15 protein-coding genes are annotated in these 19,913 nt (G+C 67.6%); 6 read left to right on the forward strand and 9 right to left on the reverse strand.

Going from position 1 to position 19,913, the window contains the following annotated elements:
• Positions 1-441, reverse strand: a 441-nt coding sequence (locus tag C1706_RS04780) for a recombinase family protein (protein ID WP_206660984.1), incomplete at its 3' end; no start/stop codon positions are given.
• Between the two features lie 106 nt (positions 442-547).
• On the opposite strand from C1706_RS04780, the gene C1706_RS04785 reads away from it, so the two are divergent.
• Positions 548-1,093 (forward strand): hypothetical protein, encoded by a 546-nt coding sequence (locus C1706_RS04785; RefSeq protein WP_129458101.1) that lies wholly within the window; start codon positions 548-550, stop codon positions 1,091-1,093.
• Between the two features lie 21 nt (positions 1,094-1,114).
• Here the strand turns inward: C1706_RS04785 and C1706_RS04790 are convergent, their stop codons facing one another.
• The 5 genes from C1706_RS04790 to C1706_RS04820 form a co-directional block, all read right to left on the reverse strand.
• On the reverse strand, positions 1,115-5,170 hold the full coding sequence (locus C1706_RS04790) for an Eco57I restriction-modification methylase domain-containing protein (RefSeq protein WP_129458102.1): 4,056 nt from the start codon (positions 5,168-5,170) through the stop codon (positions 1,115-1,117).
• On the reverse strand, positions 5,171-8,362 hold the full coding sequence (gene drmD, locus C1706_RS04795; protein ID WP_206660985.1) for a DISARM system SNF2-like helicase DrmD: 3,192 nt from the start codon (positions 8,360-8,362) through the stop codon (positions 5,171-5,173).
• 165 nt (positions 8,363-8,527) lie between these two features.
• Positions 8,528-9,583 carry a DUF8606 domain-containing protein gene (locus tag C1706_RS13970; RefSeq protein ID WP_164987432.1) on the reverse strand — a complete coding sequence of 352 codons (1,056 nt, stop codon included), beginning with the start codon at positions 9,581-9,583 and terminating at the stop codon, positions 8,528-8,530.
• Positions 9,584-9,861: 278 nt separating this feature from the next.
• On the reverse strand, positions 9,862-10,476 hold the full coding sequence (locus C1706_RS04815; RefSeq protein WP_129458106.1) for a response regulator transcription factor: 615 nt from the start codon (positions 10,474-10,476) through the stop codon (positions 9,862-9,864).
• Entirely contained in the window at positions 10,473-11,588 is a 1,116-nt protein-coding gene (locus tag C1706_RS04820; RefSeq protein WP_164987433.1) for a sensor histidine kinase, read from the reverse strand. Before C1706_RS04820 ends, C1706_RS04815 begins: the two co-directional genes overlap by 4 nt.
• A gap of 93 nt (positions 11,589-11,681) precedes the next feature.
• On the opposite strand from C1706_RS04820, the gene C1706_RS04825 reads away from it, so the two are divergent.
• Positions 11,682-12,158: an HXXEE domain-containing protein gene (locus tag C1706_RS04825; protein WP_129458108.1), complete on the forward strand. Its 477-nt coding sequence runs from the start codon at positions 11,682-11,684 to the stop codon at positions 12,156-12,158.
• Positions 12,159-12,206: 48 nt separating this feature from the next.
• Here the strand turns inward: C1706_RS04825 and helR are convergent, their stop codons facing one another.
• On the reverse strand, positions 12,207-13,856 hold the full coding sequence (gene helR / locus C1706_RS04830; protein WP_241653436.1) for an RNA polymerase recycling motor ATPase HelR: 1,650 nt from the start codon (positions 13,854-13,856) through the stop codon (positions 12,207-12,209).
• Entirely contained in the window at positions 13,843-14,193 is a 351-nt protein-coding gene (locus tag C1706_RS14515; RefSeq protein WP_241653437.1) for a hypothetical protein, read from the reverse strand. Before C1706_RS14515 ends, helR begins: the two co-directional genes overlap by 14 nt.
• Before the next feature lie 114 nt (positions 14,194-14,307).
• Between C1706_RS14515 and C1706_RS04835 the strand changes: the two genes are divergently transcribed.
• Positions 14,308-14,694 (forward strand): DivIVA domain-containing protein, encoded by a 387-nt coding sequence (locus C1706_RS04835; protein ID WP_129458109.1) that lies wholly within the window; start codon positions 14,308-14,310, stop codon positions 14,692-14,694.
• 23 nt (positions 14,695-14,717) lie between these two features.
• On the opposite strand, the gene C1706_RS04840 is transcribed toward C1706_RS04835, so the two are convergent.
• On the reverse strand, positions 14,718-15,266 hold the full coding sequence (locus tag C1706_RS04840; RefSeq protein WP_129458110.1) for an MOSC domain-containing protein: 549 nt from the start codon (positions 15,264-15,266) through the stop codon (positions 14,718-14,720).
• A 107-nt stretch (positions 15,267-15,373) separates the two neighbouring features.
• Between C1706_RS04840 and galK the strand changes: the two genes are divergently transcribed.
• From galK to C1706_RS04855, 3 genes are all read left to right on the forward strand, one after another.
• Positions 15,374-16,579: a galactokinase gene (galK, locus tag C1706_RS04845; protein WP_180316834.1), complete on the forward strand. Its 1,206-nt coding sequence runs from the start codon at positions 15,374-15,376 to the stop codon at positions 16,577-16,579.
• Between the two features lie 64 nt (positions 16,580-16,643).
• Positions 16,644-17,687, forward strand: a complete 1,044-nt coding sequence (locus C1706_RS04850; protein ID WP_129458111.1) for a LacI family DNA-binding transcriptional regulator — start codon at positions 16,644-16,646, stop codon at positions 17,685-17,687.
• Between the two features lie 93 nt (positions 17,688-17,780).
• Entirely contained in the window at positions 17,781-19,913 is a 2,133-nt protein-coding gene (locus C1706_RS04855) for a beta-galactosidase (protein ID WP_129458112.1), read from the forward strand.

The raw sequence follows: 19,913 nt of genomic DNA on the forward strand, positions 1-19,913 counted from the left end.
CGGACGACCTGCTCCGGGGTGTGACGCTTCCTGCTGTTCGTCATGATCTGACCAGTCTCCCTGCCCGCGACCGCGGGCAACAGGACGACTCTCATAACGACTGGACCTACGAAACGGGGTCAGCCCACCCGCGCTGCGCTGCTGCAGGGTCTCGTCGGCGTGGAGGAAGTCGAGCACTCGGCGGGCAAGCCGGTCGACCTTCCAGATGATCACCGCGTCAAAGTCGCGGGCGGCAAGTAATGACTTCCAACCGAGACGCTCCTCAGGGCGGTTCGCCGTCGCCGACACTCCATCGTCAACAAACTCACCGACGACCTCCCAGCCACGAGCTTCCGCATAGCGACGACACGACTGAAGCTGTCTGGCGATCGAGACGGATTCTTCCTTGGTGACACTGAGGCGGGCATAGAGAACGCATCGACGCACTTGCTTGAGGTTCATTCCCTCAGTCCATCGGCTCTCGTTGACCTCGCGCCACATCGCTCGTGTCAGCAAGACTGTGATGCCTCTTCGCGTGCGGACTGGACAGATTGCTAGCGAGGCATGTGTGGTCTTCGCCACTGATGCCTATGGCGACCAAGCCGTGCTCTCATCAAGCTTCCATCAACTCTGGGCAATTACGTATGGGTCGGGGATGCGGAATGATCCTCGCTATACGCCGACCGACGTGTTCGAAACGTTCCCGAGGCCATCGCTCACATCGAGTCTGGATCGCATTGGCCGTCAGCTAGACCACGATCGGCGGGAGATAATGCTCCGCCGAAACCTCGGCCTCACACGCCTGTACAATCTGGTTAACGATCCGACGCTTCGCGCCTCGTTAGACGACGACATCGCCAGGCTTCGTGCTCTCCATGCTGAACTTGATGAGGCAGTACTCGATGCGTACGGCTGGTCAGATCTTGAAATTGAGCACGGGTTTCATACCTATCGGAAGACGGGGCGGTGGACGCTCAGTCCATCGGCTCGCGCCGAGGTACTCGACCGCCTACTCGAAGAGAACCACTCCCGGTCTAGGCCGGAGCCGGACCCCAATGTCAACGCAAGGCCACTCCGACCTGGTGAGACGCAGGCGCAAACGCTGTTCGAGTAAGGGGGCCACCGCCGATCTGAACTAATCGAAAAGCCTGCCTCCGCTATCTTGCTTCACCCCTCGCGGCGAATCAATTCCTGCCTGATTCACGGATCCGGCGCGCCTGAAGTTCTCTTCGAGGAGTCGATCCACGATCTCGATTCGTGCGGCAGCGCCGACAGTCCATCGCTCGTTCTGGCGATAGGTGTGGAAGCCGTAATCGAGCGGAATATCGTCCCAGCCGTATGCCGCGACTGTGGCATCGTCGATCTCAACGTGAATCGTGCGAAGGCGTTCGATGTCCTTGTCGTCCACGATGCGGGAGTCGTGGACAAGGTTGTAGATCTTGGTGAGCCCGAGGTTTCGGCGGAGCATGATCTCTCGACGCTCTTCATCGAGCACAGTACCCACCTGCTCCATCCGTCGCGTCGTTGTCGGTCGAGGAAGTGTCAAGAACACGTCGGATGGCGAGTAGCTGAGGTCGTTCTTCATCGCTCCGGAGTACTTTCGTGCCCAGACGTAGTGTACGGAAGAGGCTAAGCATGCCAAAAGGGCTCGGCTGTCAGATGCAAAGACGACCACCTTGTGACTCGGGACCGACGCATTTGGGATGAACACTGGCTGAGCAGTGTTGCTGACCTGAGCGAGGACCAGCACTTCAGACAAATCTGCAGTCGCCTTACGGAGCGACGGCGCCCACGCCGCGAAGCGCCACCAGTAGTCCCGGCGGTGGGTGATCTTGAGTTTGGCTCGTTCGGGCTTCACCATCGTCAACACCCGCTCGTAGGGAAGTGGGTAGGTCGCCGCCTCATCCTGTTCTCTCGTCCCAAAGTCGATCACCCAACGAGAGGGAGAGTTGTCCGGGCGCGAGTTGAGATCCTCGCCGTTGAGGTACGGGAACAGCACCTCAGCGTTGCGTGCATCGGCGGCAATCCACTCTTGCGCCTCGTCTGGCTCCACGACGAAACCCATGCCCAGGACGTAGCAGCCGATGAAGGCCAGTCCAGCGTTCCCTACGAGACGCTCCGGTATCCCGTTGACTCGCCCAGTGGCCTCAAGGAGGGTACTGATCCGTCGAACGCTGACGTCATCCGCAACGCGAGGCAGTTCGTCGCTCACAGCGCCGCGGGTGCCCCACACTGCCGCGTACTCGAGGTTGGCGCTTGCCGCGGGCCACGACCGGCTCTGGATTGCGCGGGTGATGGTGAACCCGGCCGCAACCATTGCATCGAGGCCGATCTCACGAGAGTCGCCCTGCGCGACTGTATTCGTCGCGATGAGCCCGAGCGTGCCCTTCGCCTGCAAGAGCGAGGTCGCGCGCAAGAAGAAGTAGGCGACCAGGTCGGCACTTCCGCGGCGACCGCCCGCAATGACGTTTACAAACCAGTCGCGGACGTTGGTTCCCATCGCACCGGTCAGCTTTTGCCCGCCAAGGAACGGCGGATTGCCGATGATGGCGTCGAAGCCTCCGTGATCGACCATGACATCGGCTGCCTCGATGATCCAGTGGAGCGGCTTCCATCGGGTGTAGTCGGTCTCGACGGTCGGGGTGAGTCCCTCGTCGATCTTTGAGTCGAGCCAGATAGAGTCAGCTTCGCCACGAGCACCGGGGTATGCCCTGCGTGCCGCTTCGCGCAGATCTTCGTAGGCGGAATCGAGTGCACGTCCGGGCTTGCCGCCGAGCGCGATTCCGGTGGCGACGACGCCGTCGGCGAGCTTGCGAAGGTCGGCCGTGACCGCATGGAGCTGCGCGAGTTGCCGCCGCTTGGCAGCTGCGGATCTGGCCGGGCTGTCGTCCGGCTCGACCGGGGACGCCAGGCTCTCCCGAAGCTCGACAGCACGCTTGATGATCGAGTCGGTGTCGACCTCGAAGATGTCGAGCATGCCCTGCTGGCGGTTGGCCTTGTCCGGGTCGATGTGCATGGCCCGGAGCTGCCTGAGGTCAGTGAGTCCTAGCAGGGAGTTGCCGAGGAACACCTTGTCGTCAACGAAGGAAAACGGCAGGGCGCGGTCGAGGGAGACGAGCCAGAGCGAGAGCTTGCACATCTCGATGGCCATGGCGTTGATGTCGGCCCCGTAGAGGCATGTGGCAACCACCTCGCGGACCGCAAGGGTCCGCAGATCCTTGCGACTGACCCAGGAGGGGTTGTCGGAAACCCACGCCTCAACGAGCCGATCGGCGAGGAACCGAGCAGCAGCCACGAGGAACGCTCCGGAACCGCAGGCGATGTCGGCGACCTTGAGGTTGAGGATGTCAGCGGGCGACTTAAGCTCCCACTCGTCACGGCTCGCCGTCTGATGCGGCCCCGGGGCGTACACAAGCGGCTCGAGCGTGTACTTGACGACGTCTTCTGCGAGCGACTTTGGTGTGTAGTGAGCTCCGGCGTTCTTTCTCGATGGCGTCTCCCTGACTAGAAGCGCACCTTCGAGAACGACGAAAGGTCGCTTGCGCAGGTCGAGTCGTACGAGACCGAGCCAGGGCTTGACGCGTTCACGCAAGTCAAGGTCGTCGCCCACGGCCTGAGTGAGGGCACTGACAATGCCGGGGTCGACTGCCGCGTCGATGGCCTTGGCAATGGCTGCCTCGGAGGAGGGCTTCGCAGAGGGCTGGTCGGTGACAATCCAGGCGCGGATCGCCTTGGCAAGCTTCTTGCGGTCGCTGTTGTTCGCGGCGAGTTCCTCGAGCGTCACCAGCGGGATTTCTGGCTCCTCCCCCCGTGTGCCGAGAATGCCGAGCATCACGTCGGGAGCGACCGTCGCGGTGTAGCCGAGCAGACCCTCGTACATGTAGCCGATCTGTTCGACGTCGATGTCGCGGAACGAGATGCGTCGGGCCTCGCCCTTGATCTCGGCGATCTGCACGGCACGCAGCACGTGCAGCATGACACGGTCTGAGACGGTCACGCCGAGGGTGCCAACGTCGCTCGTCGCGGTCAGGAACGGGAATCGGGCCGGGTCGAACAGCGAGCCGCCGTAGGCTGGCATGCGCAGGTTCTCGAAGGTTGCGCCGCGGTAGAGAGCGTTGCTGGTGGCCAGCAGCCGGTGCCAGGTGAGGGAGGTGGCGTCGAGGGCTTCTTCACTCTCGGCCGACTCGCGGGCGACGAGCTGGTCGAGTTCGCCGGCGATGCCGTAGCCCTGGTCGAACAGCTCACCCTGCGGCAGCAGCCCGCGCTCTTCCGCGAACAGCAGAAAGACGACGCGCATCATCACGGTGACGGCGGCCTCGTAGCTGTCGTGCGGTCTGACCGGGAGCGGGTCAGGCAGACTGCGCCGCTTCGCATCGGCCGCAGACTCAGAGAAGGACTGGATGAGTAACTCGACCGCGCGGCGCACCTGGGCGCCCAGGGCCTCCGTGATCTCCTCGGCGGCAGCGACGGACTCCTCGAAGAGCACGGGGAGCCGTTCACTGGGATCGCCGCCGATGAGGTGTTGGCGTCCGATCAGAGCCAAGAACGCGTCACGAGTGCGAGGTTCCTCGGTCCAGGTGAGTGCGTCGACGACGCCGGAGGCGGCCATCGCGTTCTCGCGTGCGCACACGATCCCCCACCATCGGCCGTCGGTGACGACCCCGATCGGCACCCTGCTTTCGCGCAGCATCGCCTCGACCCGGTCGATGGGGTTCGCCGCCCACAGATCGCTCGGCACCTCGCGGAGGGAGTCGACCGGGTCGATGACGTGAACGATTGCGCCGATCCCTGTGGCTCCGTCGAGGGAAGCTTGCGCGCGGACGGTTACCGCACGGTTGGGCGACTGCGCAGTAACACCGGGGACATCACCCCAGGTAAGCGACTCCGCCCAACCTGCAACGTCGCGCAGCACCGTCTGGACCCACGTGTCGCGGACCGCACGGTAGTTGTCCAATGCGGCGTCGGCCCCTGGGCTGCGGTCATAGCCCTCCCAAGCAGACTCGAAATCCCTGCGAGCGTCGGACAGGGCCGCCTTGCGTGCCTCGGTGAGCTGCGGCATCCCTTCCGGCCAGACGCGCTTCAACGGCGGGATCGCAAGGAAGGGCCCCTCGGTATCCACGAGTTCGAGCCAGGTGCGGTGCAGGTCGGAGGCGCTTGTCGCGGGGCGTCCGCGTGCAGGTCGGCGTGCCATCTAGTCGAGCCACCCGTCTGCATCGTTGCGGGTGAGCGCGAAGACTACAGCGGCGGCAGTCGTGTGCGGTTTCACTTCGGCGTACCTATCTTTGATTGCGGCAATTTCGCGTGCCTCTTCATCACCGAGCTCGTCCAGACGGCGCTGCATCCCCTCACGGTCGCGTCGCCACTGACGTTCCTGGTCTGTGTCGGTGAACAGTTGGCCCTGCGCTTCGTCCTCCTCGGCGCGTAGCCGCGTGAGGGAATCGCGGAGGTTCGCGCGGAAGGCGGAGAAGATCTCCTGAGCGCGTTGCACGTCGGCGGCCTCGCGACGCTGAAGCTGCTCGGTCACCTCGGCCTGTTTACGTTCCGCCCGCGCCCGCATGGACTCCTCCAAACGGAGACGAAGCGGCGAGTCAGGAACGTTCCATAGGTCGCAGAGTTGATCCCGCACGCGGCCGTCGGCGAGGGCCAAGTCGTCATGGTCGAGCGCGGCGTCAAGTGCGGCCTCCGCCCGTTCCTCAGCCATGGCGCGTCGACCACGGAGTCGGACACCTGCCAGGAACACCTCTTCGTGGAGGCGGACGCCGCCTCGTCCGACGAGCACCATGCGCGTAACCGCCGCGACGAAGGACTCCTCAAGGTTATCGACGACGACCGCGCTCACTCGGCGCAGCGTGGAATCGATGCTCCACAGCGAGCGTCGAAGCAGGCGCTGCGCCTTCTGGACGATCGGGTGCCCGAGGTGCACGTACACGAGGTCGGGGCGGCCGTCGGCGAAGGCCGGGTCGAAGGTGATCGGCCGAAGCACACCCGGGTCGAGCCGGGTGTCGAGGCCGCGCAGTGTGTCACGCCAGCCGGCAGTGAGGCTCGGCACGGTGAAAACTTCAGCGTCGGAATCCTGCGCGAAGTCGTAGTTGGGGACGAGCGGCGACTGGTGGTTGATCCGCAGGGCGGTATCGACGACCCGACGCAGATTCGCCGGATCGAGGTGCATCTCCGTTCGAGACGTGGCGTACCCCTGTTCCAATTGAGTCAAGCGCGCGTTGAGTTCCATACCGCCCGCAAGCGCCTGGGTGATCACCTCATTGGTGTCCACCCTCTTCGGCTTCCCTATCGTCGCGGTGCGCCCGCCGAAGTGACCTTGGATCTCCGCGCCCACGACCTGATTGGCCGAGCCCAGGTCGTACTCCACCTGCGCGATCTTGCGAGCGATGATCTCCATGAACCGCAAGTCCGAGCCATACGTCGAAGACGCCCGCCCAGGCACGAAATGGTAGACCTCAGGCTGCTGAGTCTGGCCGTACCGGTCAATACGCCCGATGCGCTGCTCAAGGCGCGACGGGTTGAACGGGATGTCGAAGTTCACCAGCCGATGGCAGTAGGTCTGAAGGTCGATGCCTTCACCCGCAGCGTCAGTGGCGAGAAGCACCCGAACCGGCTCCTTGGACGGGTCGGCGGTGAACTGGGACCGGATGTATTCGCGCTCCTCAGGGGGTGTCGAACCCTGAATGACCGCTAGGCGTTCATCGTTGTATCCCTTCTGCCTCAGCACGCGAGTCAGCCACTCGACGGTATGCGCGTACTCAGTGAACACAACAACGCGCTCGTTCGACCAGAGCTTGCCGTCGGGGCGGCAGACGGCGTCAAGGAACCGGATCAGCTGATCGAGCCGGGAGTCAGCGCGGCTCTCGAAGCCCAAGCCCCAGTTCGCCAAGGTCTCAAGCTGACTCGGCTCGGCAGCGCTGAGGGGATCGGATCCCTTGGACTCGCGGAGCCTCTCCGACTCGTCCTGCTCCCACAACCCTTCCTCCTCGTCAGACTGTCCCTCTCCGAAGATGTCGTCGTACTCATCCTCCGACAATCCGCGACCCGCCTTCGAGGCGAGGTAGTTGGCCAAAGTCATCCCGAACGCGAAGGGACTGGACATAAAGCGCTTCTTCAGCAGCAACGTCACGATGTCGCCGGTCGGCTTGGTGCCGTTGAGCTTTGCGCTCTTCGCGACGACCTGATCCAGCAGAGCGAACATTCTCTGCTCATCATCAGCCGGATCGAAGGGGATGACGCTCACCTTGCGCTTCTTGAAGCCCTTGCCTTCCAAGTCTGTCTTCAGCCGGCGGACGGTCACGTCCCTCAGTGCGGCCGAGTCGAGGTTCGCTCCACGGGCGAAGCGGCGAGGGTCAATCATCTCCATCAGCGCAGTAAACGACTCTGGGTGCCCATTGTGGGGAGTCGCGCTTAGAAACAAGCGATGCTCGCACTTCTCGGCCAGCTGACGCACAGCGACCGTTCGCTGGGTGTCAACGGCGTACCCGCGCCCACCAGCGATCGCCGACGGGCTGGAGGGTGCGACGTGGTGTGCCTCGTCGACAACCAAAACGTCGAACGCGTACCGACTGCCGGTTTTCGGATTGCTCGCCTGCGCATAGACGTCGCGGAGTAGGCGCTGAGCACGCACCTGCGGCAACCAAGCCATGCTCACAATCACTCGCGGGTAGATCTGGAAAGGGTTGGCGTGGAGCCCACGGGTGCGGCGGACCTCAGCCATCAACTCAGAGTTCACAATCGTGAACTCCAGGCCGAACTTCTCGCGCATCTCGTCCTGCCACTTCAAAGACAGGCTAGGCGGGCAAACGATCACAGCTGTGCGGGCGCGATGCCGGAGGAACAACTCCTGGATGACAAGGCCCGCCTCGATCGTCTTACCGAGGCCAACATCGTCAGCGAGTAGCAGGTTCGCGCGCGGCGCTCCGAGCGCACGGCGGAGCGGTTCAAGCTGGTACGCCTCGACACTGGCGCCCGACCAGAATGGAGCCTGGTAGCGATTCGGATCCGCGCTAGTCACAGCCCCCCACCGCATCGCGTCGATGAAGCCTGCAAGGGTCTCCGGGTCATCGAATCCGTCCGCGTGGATCACTTCGGGAAGGCCCTGTGCCGGGGTGAGACTGTGCCCGACCTCGAGTTCCCACACGACACTAAGCTGGGCACCGAGGCTGCCTTCATCGAGCGACTGCAGGTCAACAACATGGCTGAGCTGGGCGACCGACTCGTCGGCCGGGCTCCGGGGCAGCCCCTGGGCCTGGACGTTTGACACCGCCCAGGTCGAACCCCGCACTTCCACAACCTGGCCCGGCTCCGGCAGAGACGGCAGTTCGGGGCGGACTGTCGAGGTGATCCCGACAGGAGGCATGGCCTGATCAACCTGAGTCACGACTCTGACCTTAGCCACAGTAGGCGTCACAACAGCGGGAATGCTCCCGAACTCCAGCGTCTGCACCTAGCCCCGGGTTCGCATACGCACAAGCCTTCGATCGTTATCGACGTGTGGGAGCCAAGCCCCTCGACGCCAGTCGACTCGACGGAGAACCGTCGACTATCAGTCGCCGTAGTTGAAGTGGGCTTCCAGCAGCCGCAGGGTGAACTCTTGGCGGAGTTTGCTGACGCCGCGCTGGCTGGTGAACATGCCCTTGCGCCAGAACGCTTCGTCTTCGGGGAGGGCGTCGAGCCAGGTGACCGGGGCGACCCATTCGGCGTCATCACCGTCGATTTCGCTGCGTCGGAAGCCGCCGCTGCGGGGCTGGTCCGCCAGCGGGACCCACGCTCCGCCGACCAGCACCTTGGCCTCGTCGGCGGGGGACGCCTCGGCAAGGGTGGTGCCGACGGCGACGTAGCCGCTGCCGGGGATGTTGACCCACACCCGGGCTCCCACGGGCAGTGACCTCAGGGCCGCCGCGGCGGACGCCCCTGCGCCCGCGGAGACGAACTGATGGGTTCGGGCGTCCTCCCAGGGGCGGTCGCCGCCGAAGGAGACGTACCAGTCGCGGCCGTTCCAGGGAGCGCGCCTGCCTGTACGACCAGGCTCGGCGGGGTCGTCGTCGTCGCCGAGCCACGACCGGGTGAGGTAGCGGCGCCCGTCGTCCTCGAAGGAGGACAGGAACACCACGGTCACCGGCACGCCGAACGGACGCAGGTAGCGCACGATGCGGTCCAGGTGCGCCTCGGGCTCCCCCGCGACCACGGTCAGGTGGACGTCATGGTTGAGTTCGTCGGGAGGCGTGCCGCCGAAGACGTCCTCGAATGCCGCCTCGAACGGCTGCGCGAGGTGCCGGGTGGCGAGGGCCAGCACGTCCTCGCGCGATAGGCCCGCCGCCCACGCCCCGTGATCCAGTGCCCGCGCCACCGCCTCATGCCCGTCCGATTGGTCGACGAGTTCCACCACATGCAGGCCACCGTCGGCATCCACGGCCAATACGTCCAACGGGACGCCGGACGCGGTGGCGACCTGGCTGCCGATCACCAGCAACCGCTCCCCCAGCAGCGAGGGATCGCGGCGCAGCAAAGCCTGCAGTTCCGTAGCCGCGGGGGCGGTGGCGGTGGACACCGCACGGGGTTCGTCCCCGTCGATGCGCCACATTCTCTTCTCGACGTGCATGAGTGAAGCTCCTTGGAACCTGGGGGTGATTCCTCGTCAGCGGCGAGTGAAGACGAGGGGTCGTGCGAGTGATCCCCAGCCTAAATGACAGGGCGCGGGACGCCGACCCGCGGACAAGGACGTGGGAGCGAGTCCGGCCCGAACCGGACCTGATCCGGGTCTTGATGGCGCCCAGCAGCGCGCGGCACCACGCGGTGACCTCGGCCACCAGATCATCGCGGGTAAGTGCCTCGTGACGAACAGTGCCCGAGAAACCAGATAGCCACGAGGCACCAGCGCTACAGCCACCCTTGCGCCAAGGCGATCCGTACGGCCTCGGCACGATTGCTGGCGCCCGTCTTCCCGATCGCGGAGGACAACCTGTTTCGGATTGTTCCCTCCGACAGGTAGAGACGGTGGGCCAACGTCGCAACCGGGGCGCCATCCCGGGCGGCGCGCAGCACATCGGCTTCCCGCTCCGTCAGCGGAGAGCGTCCGGCGATCATGCTCTCCACCGCCAACTCGGGGTCAATCACGCGCAGACCGGTATGGACGCGACGGACGGCATCAGCGAGTTGGCGCGCCGGGGCGTCCTTGACGACGAACCCGTCCGCTCCGGCCTCCAGAGCCCGACGGACGTAGCCCGGCCTACTGAAGGTGGTCACCATGAGGATGCGCGTCCCCGGCGACGTCTGACGGATGTCTGCTGCGGCGGCGATCCCATCCATGTCGGGCATCTCGACGTCGAGCAGTGCGACATCCGGGTGCAGACGGCGGACAGCAGCGATCGCTTCCTGTCCGGTCGCGGCCTCGGCAACCACTTCCAGGTCGGGCTCCAGCGACAGCAGTGCTGCCAGTGCGCCTCGGACAAGCGCCTGGTCATCGGCCAGCAGCAGGCGAAGGGGATCGGTCATGCGAACTCCACAGTGAGGAGGCATCCGGGGTTCAGCGCGGACACGATGACGCGGGCGCCGTGGGTGTGCGCACGTTCCCGTAGGCCCATCAGGCCGTTGCCTTCGGGCGCTTCCTGGGTGCCGACACCGTCGTCTGCGATCTGGACGCGCCGGGCATCGAGGCTGATCCGACAGGTCATCGCGTGTGCGTGCCGCACGACGTTGGTGACGCCTTCGCGTACCGCCCACGCGAACACCTCGTGCCGATCAGCCGGGATCAGCGGCACCGAGTCGGGGGCGTGCAGGGCCACACCTGCCGCGTCCAACGCGATCTGAGCGCGGCCAAGTTCCGTAGCCAGATCGATACCGCGGTATCCGCCGACGGCATGCCGCACCTCGGCCAAGGCGTCCCGGGCCAGGGACTCCAGGTCGGCCAGCTCCGCTTCCGCACGGGCGGGATCGTGACGCACAACCTTGCCGGCCAGTTCGGCTTTGATGGCGATGACGGTCAGGGAATGCCCCAAAATGTCGTGCAGGTCGCGCGAAAACCGTTCACGTTCCTCGACGACGGCCAAGCGTGCCAACTCTTCGCGCGCTTCGTGCAGGTCATGGTTGCGCGCGACGAGGTGACGCCACCCGAGTAGCACGCTGACTACCGCCGCGATCCCGAAAGACACGGACGCGTCCGAGGTCCACCCTCCGAAAGCACGCGCCGCCTCGTTGCCGACAACCAGTAGAACGCCGACGCCCAGCGCCTGTCCCGGCGGCAGCACCTCCACGGCGGTGGCCGCCGTGAAGATCGCCACCGCACCAGCGGAGGGCCCCACCCACGCGAGGACGGCCACACCAAGCCCCGCCACCGTCGCCCAGCACAGCCAGGCGACCCCCACCCGAACGCTGTCGCCTCGGCGTCGGAGTTCGGCTGATCCCGCCAGCGTCCCGACATAGGCAAGGGAGAAGGCGATCAGGGCCAGGCAACCGCCCCAGCCGCCGCCCGCGACGCCAGTCGCCCACGCTCGCCCAAACGCTGGGACGAGGAAGACCAGCCACACCACGATCAACACCAAGCCGAACCGTGCCGACCACCCCGCGCTGCCGACTGCCCGCTGCTGGGTGGTCGTGTCCGTCGTCACGTCGTGAACGCTAGCCCCTGACAGGCGCGGAAGGCTCATCCGTGAGCGGCGCACACGGCGTCGCCCCGCCACGTTCCCGCCAGGAGGACCTTCATGATCGCTGTGATGCCGCTACTCATCTGGGCAGTGCCGGTGTGCTTCGCCCTGCACGTCGTCGAGGAGTTTTTCCTCCCCGGCGGCTTCATGCCCTGGTATCACCAGTTCCGCCCATGGCGTGCGCAGGCGACGCCCCGCTACTACCTGAAGGTCAACGGGATCGTCTTGTTGATCGCGATCGTCGTGGCCGCGACGGCTGGCACTGACGGCACGGGCAACGAGGGGGTCCTCATCGTGACCGGCGCGTTGACGAGCAACGTCCTGCTCACCCATGTGTGGGGTGCCCTCGCGACCCGGCGATACTCCCCCGGCATGGTCACCGGGCTTGTCCTCATTCTTCCGCTGACCATCGGCGTGTGGGCCCTCACCATCGGGGTCGGTCGAACGGAACCGATCGCTTTCCTGGTGGCCGCGGTCGTGAGCCCGCTGAAGGAGATTCACGCCGCCCGTCCCCCGGCGAAAGATCGCAGCTAAAGGGTGAGCGCCGCCCGCTCCGCGGACAGCACCCCGTCCTGGTCGGTTTCAGGAGGTGAGGACGACCAGATGCTGGGTCGTGCGCGTCATCGCCACATACCGCTCCACCGCACCAGCCACCGGATCACCCAAGCCGAACCGCTCAGGATCCACGAGCACCACCAGATCGAACTCCAGGCCTGCCACCTGGTCAGGGGCCAAGGATCGGACCCGTGGCGTGGACGCGAAGCCTGGGGCTCCGATCACGCATGCGGTCCCCTGCGCATGCTCCCCCAGCCAGCCCTCCACGATGGCCGCCAGATCCTTCGTGTTCCCGTGCTGGACGGGCCGCCCGCTCCTGCGGATGGATTGCGGCACGGACGCGTCTGGCAGGACGGCCCGGATCACCGGTTCGGCCTCGGCCATGACCTCGGCGGGCGTGCGGTAGTTGACGGTGAGCGTGGCGTGACGGAGGCGACCCACTCCGACGCGTGCGAGCCGTTGGGACCAGGACTCGGTGAACCCGGCCCGCGCCTGGGCGCGGTCCCCCACAACGGTCATGCTTCGGCTTGGGCAGCGGCGCAGCAGCATCTGCCACTGGGCATCGGTGAGCTCTTGAGCTTCATCGACGACCAGGTGGGCGAACGGCCCCGCGAGCCGATCGCCGCCTCGTGTCGCGACGGCGTCCTCGTCGACCAGGTCCTCGCGGATGCTGGCGCGCCGCAGCAGTTGCAGCCCGCTGGCAGGATCGTCGTCCGTAGCCAGCAGGTAATCGACGAGATCGTCCATGTAGGCGCGTTGCGCGGCGAGCCCCGACTCCCGGTGGCGGCGGCGTCCCGGCTCAGCGGGATCCCCCACGCGATGTCGCATGGCGTCCAGCAGCGGCAGGTCGGCCCCTGTCCACGCGGAGCCTTCCGGACGCGCCAAGGCGTGCCGCTCGGACGCCGTGAGCCAGGGTGCGCACCGCTTCAAGTAGGCGGGCACATCCCACAGGTCCGAGACGAGGTCAGCGGCGTCCAGGATCGGCCACGCCCTGGAGAAGGTGCGCGCGAACTCCAGGTTGCCCGTTATCGCGCTGCGGATCTCGTCCTCGCTCGCGTCGGTCTGATCGTGGCGGTCCAGCACGATCTCCATGAGCGCCTCCCACACGTCATCGCGTGCCTCGTTGTGGGGCACCCCGGCAGGCGCAGCGGTGAAGGCGTCCGCCCAGTCCTGCGGGGTGATCCTCACCTCGTCCCAGGCGGTCGCGACATCGAAGGGCTCGGTGGGCGGCTCCTCGTACAGTGACACCGCCGGTTCGACCGCGGACGCCATGCGCGCATCGTTCTTCAGCCGCGCGATCTGGGGATCCGGTTCCTCGCCTGCCGTGGCTCCCTCCGGCACGAGGTCCGCGAGGGTGCAGGTCGCGACGCCCTCCTCACCGAGCGCGGGTAAGACGTCGGCGATGTAGTTGAGGTAGGGCCGGTGGGGGCCCACGACGAGCAGGTCGCCGCGTCCACCCTGGAGTCGCGCGTCGGCATACAGAAGGTAGGCGGCACGGTGCAGGCCGACGACCGTCTTTCCCGTTCCGGGGCCGCCATCGACCACCACGACACCTTCTGAGGACGCCCGGATGATCGCGTCCTGGTCGGCCTGGATCGTCCCCACAACGTCGCGCATGTGACCGGTCCGGCTCGCCCCGAGGCTGAGGAGGAAGGCCGAGTCTTCATCCAAGGCCACCGCGTCCGCGTCCTGCAGGGTCGGTGAGCCCGATCCTGCCCAGATAGGTGGGCTCGGATCGTCCTTCCTCGGTCATGCGTCCGATGCAGATGTCGTTGCCGTAGCGCTGCAAAGTGGCGCGTCGGGCGCTGACCCGGTGAATCTCTTCGTCGCGGTCCATCGCCCCGCGTCCACGGCGCCCGGGGGCGCGGCGAAGCTCATCGATGCGATCGCTGAGCGTGACGATCTGCTGATCGAGGCAGGCCGTGATGGACGCGAACCGAGCACGATCTCCGTCGATCAGTGCGGCGGAGGTCTTGGCTGACAGGTGGGCGGGAAGGGCGAAAACGTCGGGCACGAGGCGAGATTCTGCGCCCGAAGGGGGGCCTTGCGGCAAGCCCCCCACCCGGCTATAGATTGAAAGTGCAGAGAGGCACTCCGGGCGAGATCGTTCCCCCGGCACAATGTCCTTGTGGATCCTCAGCAAACTCCCATCGACGTCGGAACCGTGCTGCTGTACCTCGCGATTGCCGCCGGGTGCTGGCTGGTGTTCTGGCTCGTGCGGGGATGGTTGCGTGCGCGCATCCACCGGCCCGTGCCGCCATCGGTTACCGACGACCTCGCTCACGCGACCTTCCCCATCTCCCGACCCGGTTACTCCATGCGCGACGTCGACGAGCTTCTGGATCGAGCCCAGGCGTGGCTGCTACCGCAGCTGTCGGACGCCGACCGTGCGGCAGCGCTGGATCAGGTGTCGAACGCCCGATTCACGACGGCACGCTCCGGATATGACCCGCGCGCCGTCGACACCCACCTCGACGCGCTCATCGCCCGACTCTCGGGAGCCCACCCAGGCTAGACGGGAGGCCTGCGCGAGCATTACTAGGGCCTACGGAAGGCATCCATGACCGTCGGCGCCCCTGCCGGCACCGACACCACCGTGATCGCATCCCCCGCACCGATGGTGCCGTTACGTAGCACACGCAAATACGGGCCGAGACGCCCCGAATCGGCAAACCGCTTCACCCAGCCACGCTCCAAATCAGGACCCATCCAACGAGCGAACGTAGCGCAGGGACGCCGCGGCTTAGTCACCTCGACCTCGACCGTCTCCCCGATCCGCCACACCTCACCGATGCGGGCCGCATTCACATCGATGCCGGAGGTTCGCAGGTTTTCCCCGAAGGCGCCCGGCGGGAGATCGCGTCCCAGTTCGGCCTGCCAGTAGGCGGCGTCCTCCTCGGCATACACGTACAGCGCCTGCTCCAGGCCGCCGTGATGTTTTCGGTCGGCCTGCACATCGGCGTACACGCCATAGGGGCCGACCTTCACGCGTCCGGCGACCGGACGCTTGTCGATGGCCGTCGTACCGATCGTTCCCGCGTCGTCGTGGAGCTGGTGGACGACGCAGACGGCGAGGAGTTCGGGCATAGAGGCCAGACTAGGGGGCGTCCGGACAACGCGTGAGGCCCGCTCGCACCCTGCTGCTGACGCGTGGCGTCGCCGTTGCGATGGGGGGGCGCATTAGGCTGCGGGTCATGTCGAACCACCTTTCGCTCCTGCCCGCCTGGGACGACGCGGAGGGCGTCCGGAGGGCCTCGGAACTCTTCCTCGCCACGTACGGCGGCCGGCCCGACGGCGTGTGGGCCGCACCCGGCCGGGTGAACCTGATCGGCGAGCACCTCGACTACAACGGCGGCTTCAGCCTGCCGTTCGCGCTGCCCCACCGCACGTTCGTGGCGCTGGCGCGCCGCGACGACGAGTTCGTCCGGCTGGTCTCGGACCTCGGCGCGGGCGAGCCGTGGACCGGCTCTCTGGACGACCTCGGCCCGGGCCGGGCGGCCGGCTGGATCGCGTACGCGGGCGGGCCCGCCTGGGTCCTGCGCGACGAGGGCCTCCCCGTGGGCGGGTTCGACGCGGCGATCGCCTCCTGCGTGCCCCTGGGCGCCGGGCTCTCCTCCTCCGCGGCCCTCGAGACCGCGGTCGCCCTGGCCCTCGACGAGCTCTTCCACGACGGGACCCTCGGCGCCGACGACGCGGGCCGCACCCGGCTCGCGGCCGCCTGCGTGCGCGCCGAGAACGAGGTGGCCGGGGCCGCGACCGGCGGCATGGACCAGGCCGCAGCGCTCCGCACCACCGCCGGGCACGCCCTGCTCATCGACAGCCATGACGCCTCCGTCCGGCAGGTCCCGCTCGACCTGGACGCCGCGGGCCTCGCCGTGCTGGTGATCGACACCCGCGCCCCCCATGCCCTCGCCGACGGCCAGTACGCGAGCCGGCGGGCCGCGTGCGAGCGGGCGGCCGCGCGCCTCGCCGTCCCGACGCTGTGCGCGGTGGCCGACCCGGAGGCCGCCCTCGCGCGGCTGGACGACCCGGAGGAGGTTCGCCGCGCGCGGCACGTCTTCACGGAGCAGGAGCGCGTGCGCCGCGTGATCGACCTCGTGTCGGCCTCGCGGCTGTCCGAGATCGGGCCCGATCTGGACGGCTCCCACGCCTCGCTGGCGGGCGACTACGAGGTCAGCTGCCGCGAGCTCGACGTCGCGGTGTCGGCCGCCCGCGACGCCGGGGCCCGGGGTGCCCGGATGACCGGCGGCGGGTTCGGGGGCTCGGCCATCGCGCTCGTCGAGCGGGGGGCCGAGTCGCGGGTGGCGGACGCCGTGGCTTCGGCCTTCGCCGAGCACGGGTTCACCCCCCCGGCGTTCCTCGTTGCCCGCGCGTCCGCGCCCGGCGGCCGGGTGGCCTGAGCCCGTGCGTTACCGCTAACGTTCCGGGTGGGCTGCGGGCGCCCGTGAGGAGGTGACGGCGAGCATGGCGATCGAGGCCTCCGCTCCGGAGGGCGGCCCGCCCGGCCGACCCGCCACGATCTACACCGTCGCGGAGGCGGCGGGCGTGAGCCACCAGACGGTGTCCCGCTACCTCAAGGGCGATTCCCTGCGACCCGGCAACCGCGAGCGGGTGGAGCAGGCGGTGAAGGCCCTGGACTACCAGGTCAACGACGTCGCGCAGGCCCTCTCCACGAAGAAGTCGCACCGGATCGGTGCGTTCGTGTTCGACATCGACGACTGGGCGCCGCAGCGCATCCTGGCCGGGGCGGCCAAGGCCGCGCGCTCCGCGGGCTACATCCTCGACATCCTCCGCGTCGACCCGGAGGACAACGTGTCGTTGCGGAACGCCGTCCGCCTGATGAACCGCACCATGCTGGCGGGGGTCGTGGTCATCTCGCCCTCCGACCCGATCCTGCGGCTGCTGCAGCTCGAACGGCTGAGGGTCCCGTGGGTCGTGGAGGCCGAGCCCGTCCTGGGCCCGGACGACGACCGCGCCCTCCAACACCCCTTCGCCCGAGTCGTGAGCCACCTCGCCGACCTGGGCCACGAACGCTTCTTCCACATCGGGGGCCCAGTCTCCTGGCTGGCGGAACGGAACCGCCGCGAGGCCTACCGGCAGACGCTCGCCCGCCGGGGCCTGACGAACTGCGGCGAGACCCAGGGGCTGTGGGGCGCCGCCGCCGGCTACGAGGCCATGGCGTCCTACCCCCACGCGGACGCCCCCACCGCGATCGTCGCGGCGAGCGACCAACTGGCTCTGGGGGCGCTGTTCTGGCTGCAGGAGCACGGCGTCCGGGTCCCGGACGACGTCAGCGTGTCGGGCTACGACGGCATCGCGGACACGGAGTACTACTGGCCGCCGCTCACCACGGTGGCCGTCGACTTCCCCCGTATGGGATGCAACACGGTGCAGGCGCTCTTGGCGCTGGAGGGCGGCGGCGGGCCGCCCGACTTGGGGATGCCGGTCGGGGAGCTCGTCCCGCGCGCGTCCACGGGCCGCCCGGGCGGGGGCATCCCCGCACCCTGAAAGCCACGGAGCGACTTTTCCGGAACCCTTGCACGTGCGAAATGTTACCGGTAACGTTTGGTCCGTCTCGTAGGCCAGCTCCCGGGAAGTCCCATGACGATCACAGCCCAGCACCCGCACCCCCTGCGGTTCGGCGCTGCCTACTACCCGGAGTACCAGCCGAGCCTCGACCTCGAGCGCGACCTCGACCTGATGCGCGCGGCTCACTTCAACGTGATCCGCGTCGGCGAGTCTGTGTGGTCCACCTGGGAGCCCCGGAACGGGGAGTTCGACCTCGAGTGGCTGCAGCCCGTGCTCGACGGCGCCCACGCCCGGGGAATCGGCGTGATCCTGGGGACGCCCACCTATGCGGTTCCGCCGTGGCTGTGGCGGACCTACCCCGAGATCGCGGGCGACGTCGCCACGGGCCGGCCCCAGGGCTGGGGACGGCGGCAGGAGGTCGACATCACCCACGCCGCCTTCCGGTTCCACGCCGAGCGCGTCATCCGCGCCGTGATGGCCCGGTACGCGGCACACCCGGCCGTCATCGGGGTCCAGGTCGACAACGAGCCGGGCGCGATGCTGCTGCACAACCACAACACCTTCGTCGGGTTCCTCGACTGGCTGCGCGAGCGCTACGGCGACGTCGAGACCCTCAACCGCGCCTGGGGACTCGTGTACTGGTCGCACCGAATCGGCGACTGGTCGGAGCTGTGGTGTCCGGACGGCAACCTGCAACCGCAGTACGCCCTGGCCTGGCGGCGCTACCAGGACGAGCTGGTCACCGGCTTCATCGGCTGGCAGGCCGACCTCGTCCGGCAGTACATGCGCGACGACCAGTTCGTCACCACGTGCGTCGCGCTCGACCGCCCGGCCGTGCACGAGGAGCAGGTGGTCCGCCGTCTCGACGTGCCGGCCCTCAACGCGTACCACGGCGTCGAGGAGCACCTCGACCTGGCCCGGCAGCTGACGCGTCCGGACCACTGGATCCGCACGGGGGTGGCCGGCCTGCTCGAGCTGGGCGACCGCGGCTATGCCCTGCGACAGGAACGGTTCCTCGTGACGGAGACCAACCTGCAGTCGATCAACTGGTGGTGGCAGCACTTCCCGCCCTACCCGGGCCAGATCCGCCAGAGCGCGCTAGCCCTTATCGCCCGCGGCGCCTCCATGATCGAGTACTGGCACTGGCACACCCTGCACTTCGGCACCGAAACCTACTGGGGCGGCGTCCTGCCCCACAGCCAGGTGCCGGGCCGCATCTACGCCGAGGTCTCAGCGCTCGGCGACGTGCTCGCCGGGCTGGGGGACCGCCTCGACGGCTACACCCCGGACGCCGACGTCGCCCTGCTCTACTCCACCGACAGCAAGCAGTCGTTCGAGGACTTCCCGCCGCTCTGCAACGCCGACGGTTCGCCGCGCGCCAGTGCCTACCACGACATCGTGGACGCCTTCCACGCCGCCGTGCTGCACGCCGGCGCCCAGGCACGCTTCCTGCACGCCGAGCAGTGGGACGAACTCACCGCGTCGGACGCCGCGCGCCGGTTCCCCGTCCTCGTGGCCGCCGCCTTCTACGTGGCCACGACCGGGCAACTCGGGAAGCTCCGCGCCTATGCGGCCGCCGGTGGTCACCTCGTCGTCGGTCCGCGCACCGGATACGGCGACGAGGAGTCCCGGGCACGGTTCGCGATCGCGCCCGACGTGGTAGGCCCTGCGGGCGGCGTCCACTACGAGGAATTCACCTCGCTGCGGTCGCCCGTTGCGGTTGTCGGCGAGGGCATGGCGGTGTCCGGGGGCGCCGCCGGGCAGTGGTGGGCCGACCACCTCCTCGTGGACGACGCCGACGTGCTCGCCCGCTACGACCACCCCCAGCTGGGCCGGTTCCCCGCGGTGACCACTCGCGCCCACGGGCGCGGCCGCGTCACGTACGTGGGCACCGTGCCCGACAGGACCCTCGGCGCCGACCTCGTGCGGCACCTGGTCCCCACCCCCGTCGCGGCCGCCTGGCGCCGAGACACCCCGGTCACCGTCCTGTCGGGCGTGGCCAACGGGACGAGGGTCCACTTCGTCCACAACTGGAGCAGGAGTGTCGCGCACGCGGTCACCCCTCATGGCGTCGACGACCTCGTCGGCGGCGTCCCCCTGCCTGCAGGGCACCGGCTCACCCTCGACCCGTGGGACAGCCTGGTCCTCGCCGACACCACACCACCCACCGACCCCGTCCGTCAGTCAGCCACCCAAGGAAAGTAG

The sequence above is a fragment of the Propioniciclava flava genome (assembly GCF_004126535.1).
Lineage (GTDB): Bacteria > Actinomycetota > Actinomycetes > Propionibacteriales > Propionibacteriaceae > Propioniciclava > Propioniciclava flava.

Bases quoted from the DNA above. Each gene is read 5' to 3' on its own strand.
- C1706_RS04790 (WP_129458102.1), bottom strand. From the start codon at position 5,170: ATGGCACGCCGACCTGCACGCGGACGCCCCGCGACAAGCGCCTCCGAC.
- C1706_RS04840 (WP_129458110.1), bottom strand. From the start codon at position 15,266: ATGCCCGAACTCCTCGCCGTCTGCGTCGTCCACCAGCTCCACGACGAC.
- C1706_RS13970 (WP_164987432.1), bottom strand. From the start codon at position 9,583: ATGCACGTCGAGAAGAGAATGTGGCGCATCGACGGGGACGAACCCCGT.
- C1706_RS04825 (WP_129458108.1), top strand. From the start codon at position 11,682: ATGATCGCTGTGATGCCGCTACTCATCTGGGCAGTGCCGGTGTGCTTC.
- galK (WP_180316834.1), top strand. From the start codon at position 15,374: ATGTCGAACCACCTTTCGCTCCTGCCCGCCTGGGACGACGCGGAGGGC.
- C1706_RS04850 (WP_129458111.1), top strand. From the start codon at position 16,644: ATGGCGATCGAGGCCTCCGCTCCGGAGGGCGGCCCGCCCGGCCGACCC.
- C1706_RS04815 (WP_129458106.1), bottom strand. From the start codon at position 10,476: ATGACCGATCCCCTTCGCCTGCTGCTGGCCGATGACCAGGCGCTTGTC.
- C1706_RS04855 (WP_129458112.1), top strand. From the start codon at position 17,781: ATGACGATCACAGCCCAGCACCCGCACCCCCTGCGGTTCGGCGCTGCC.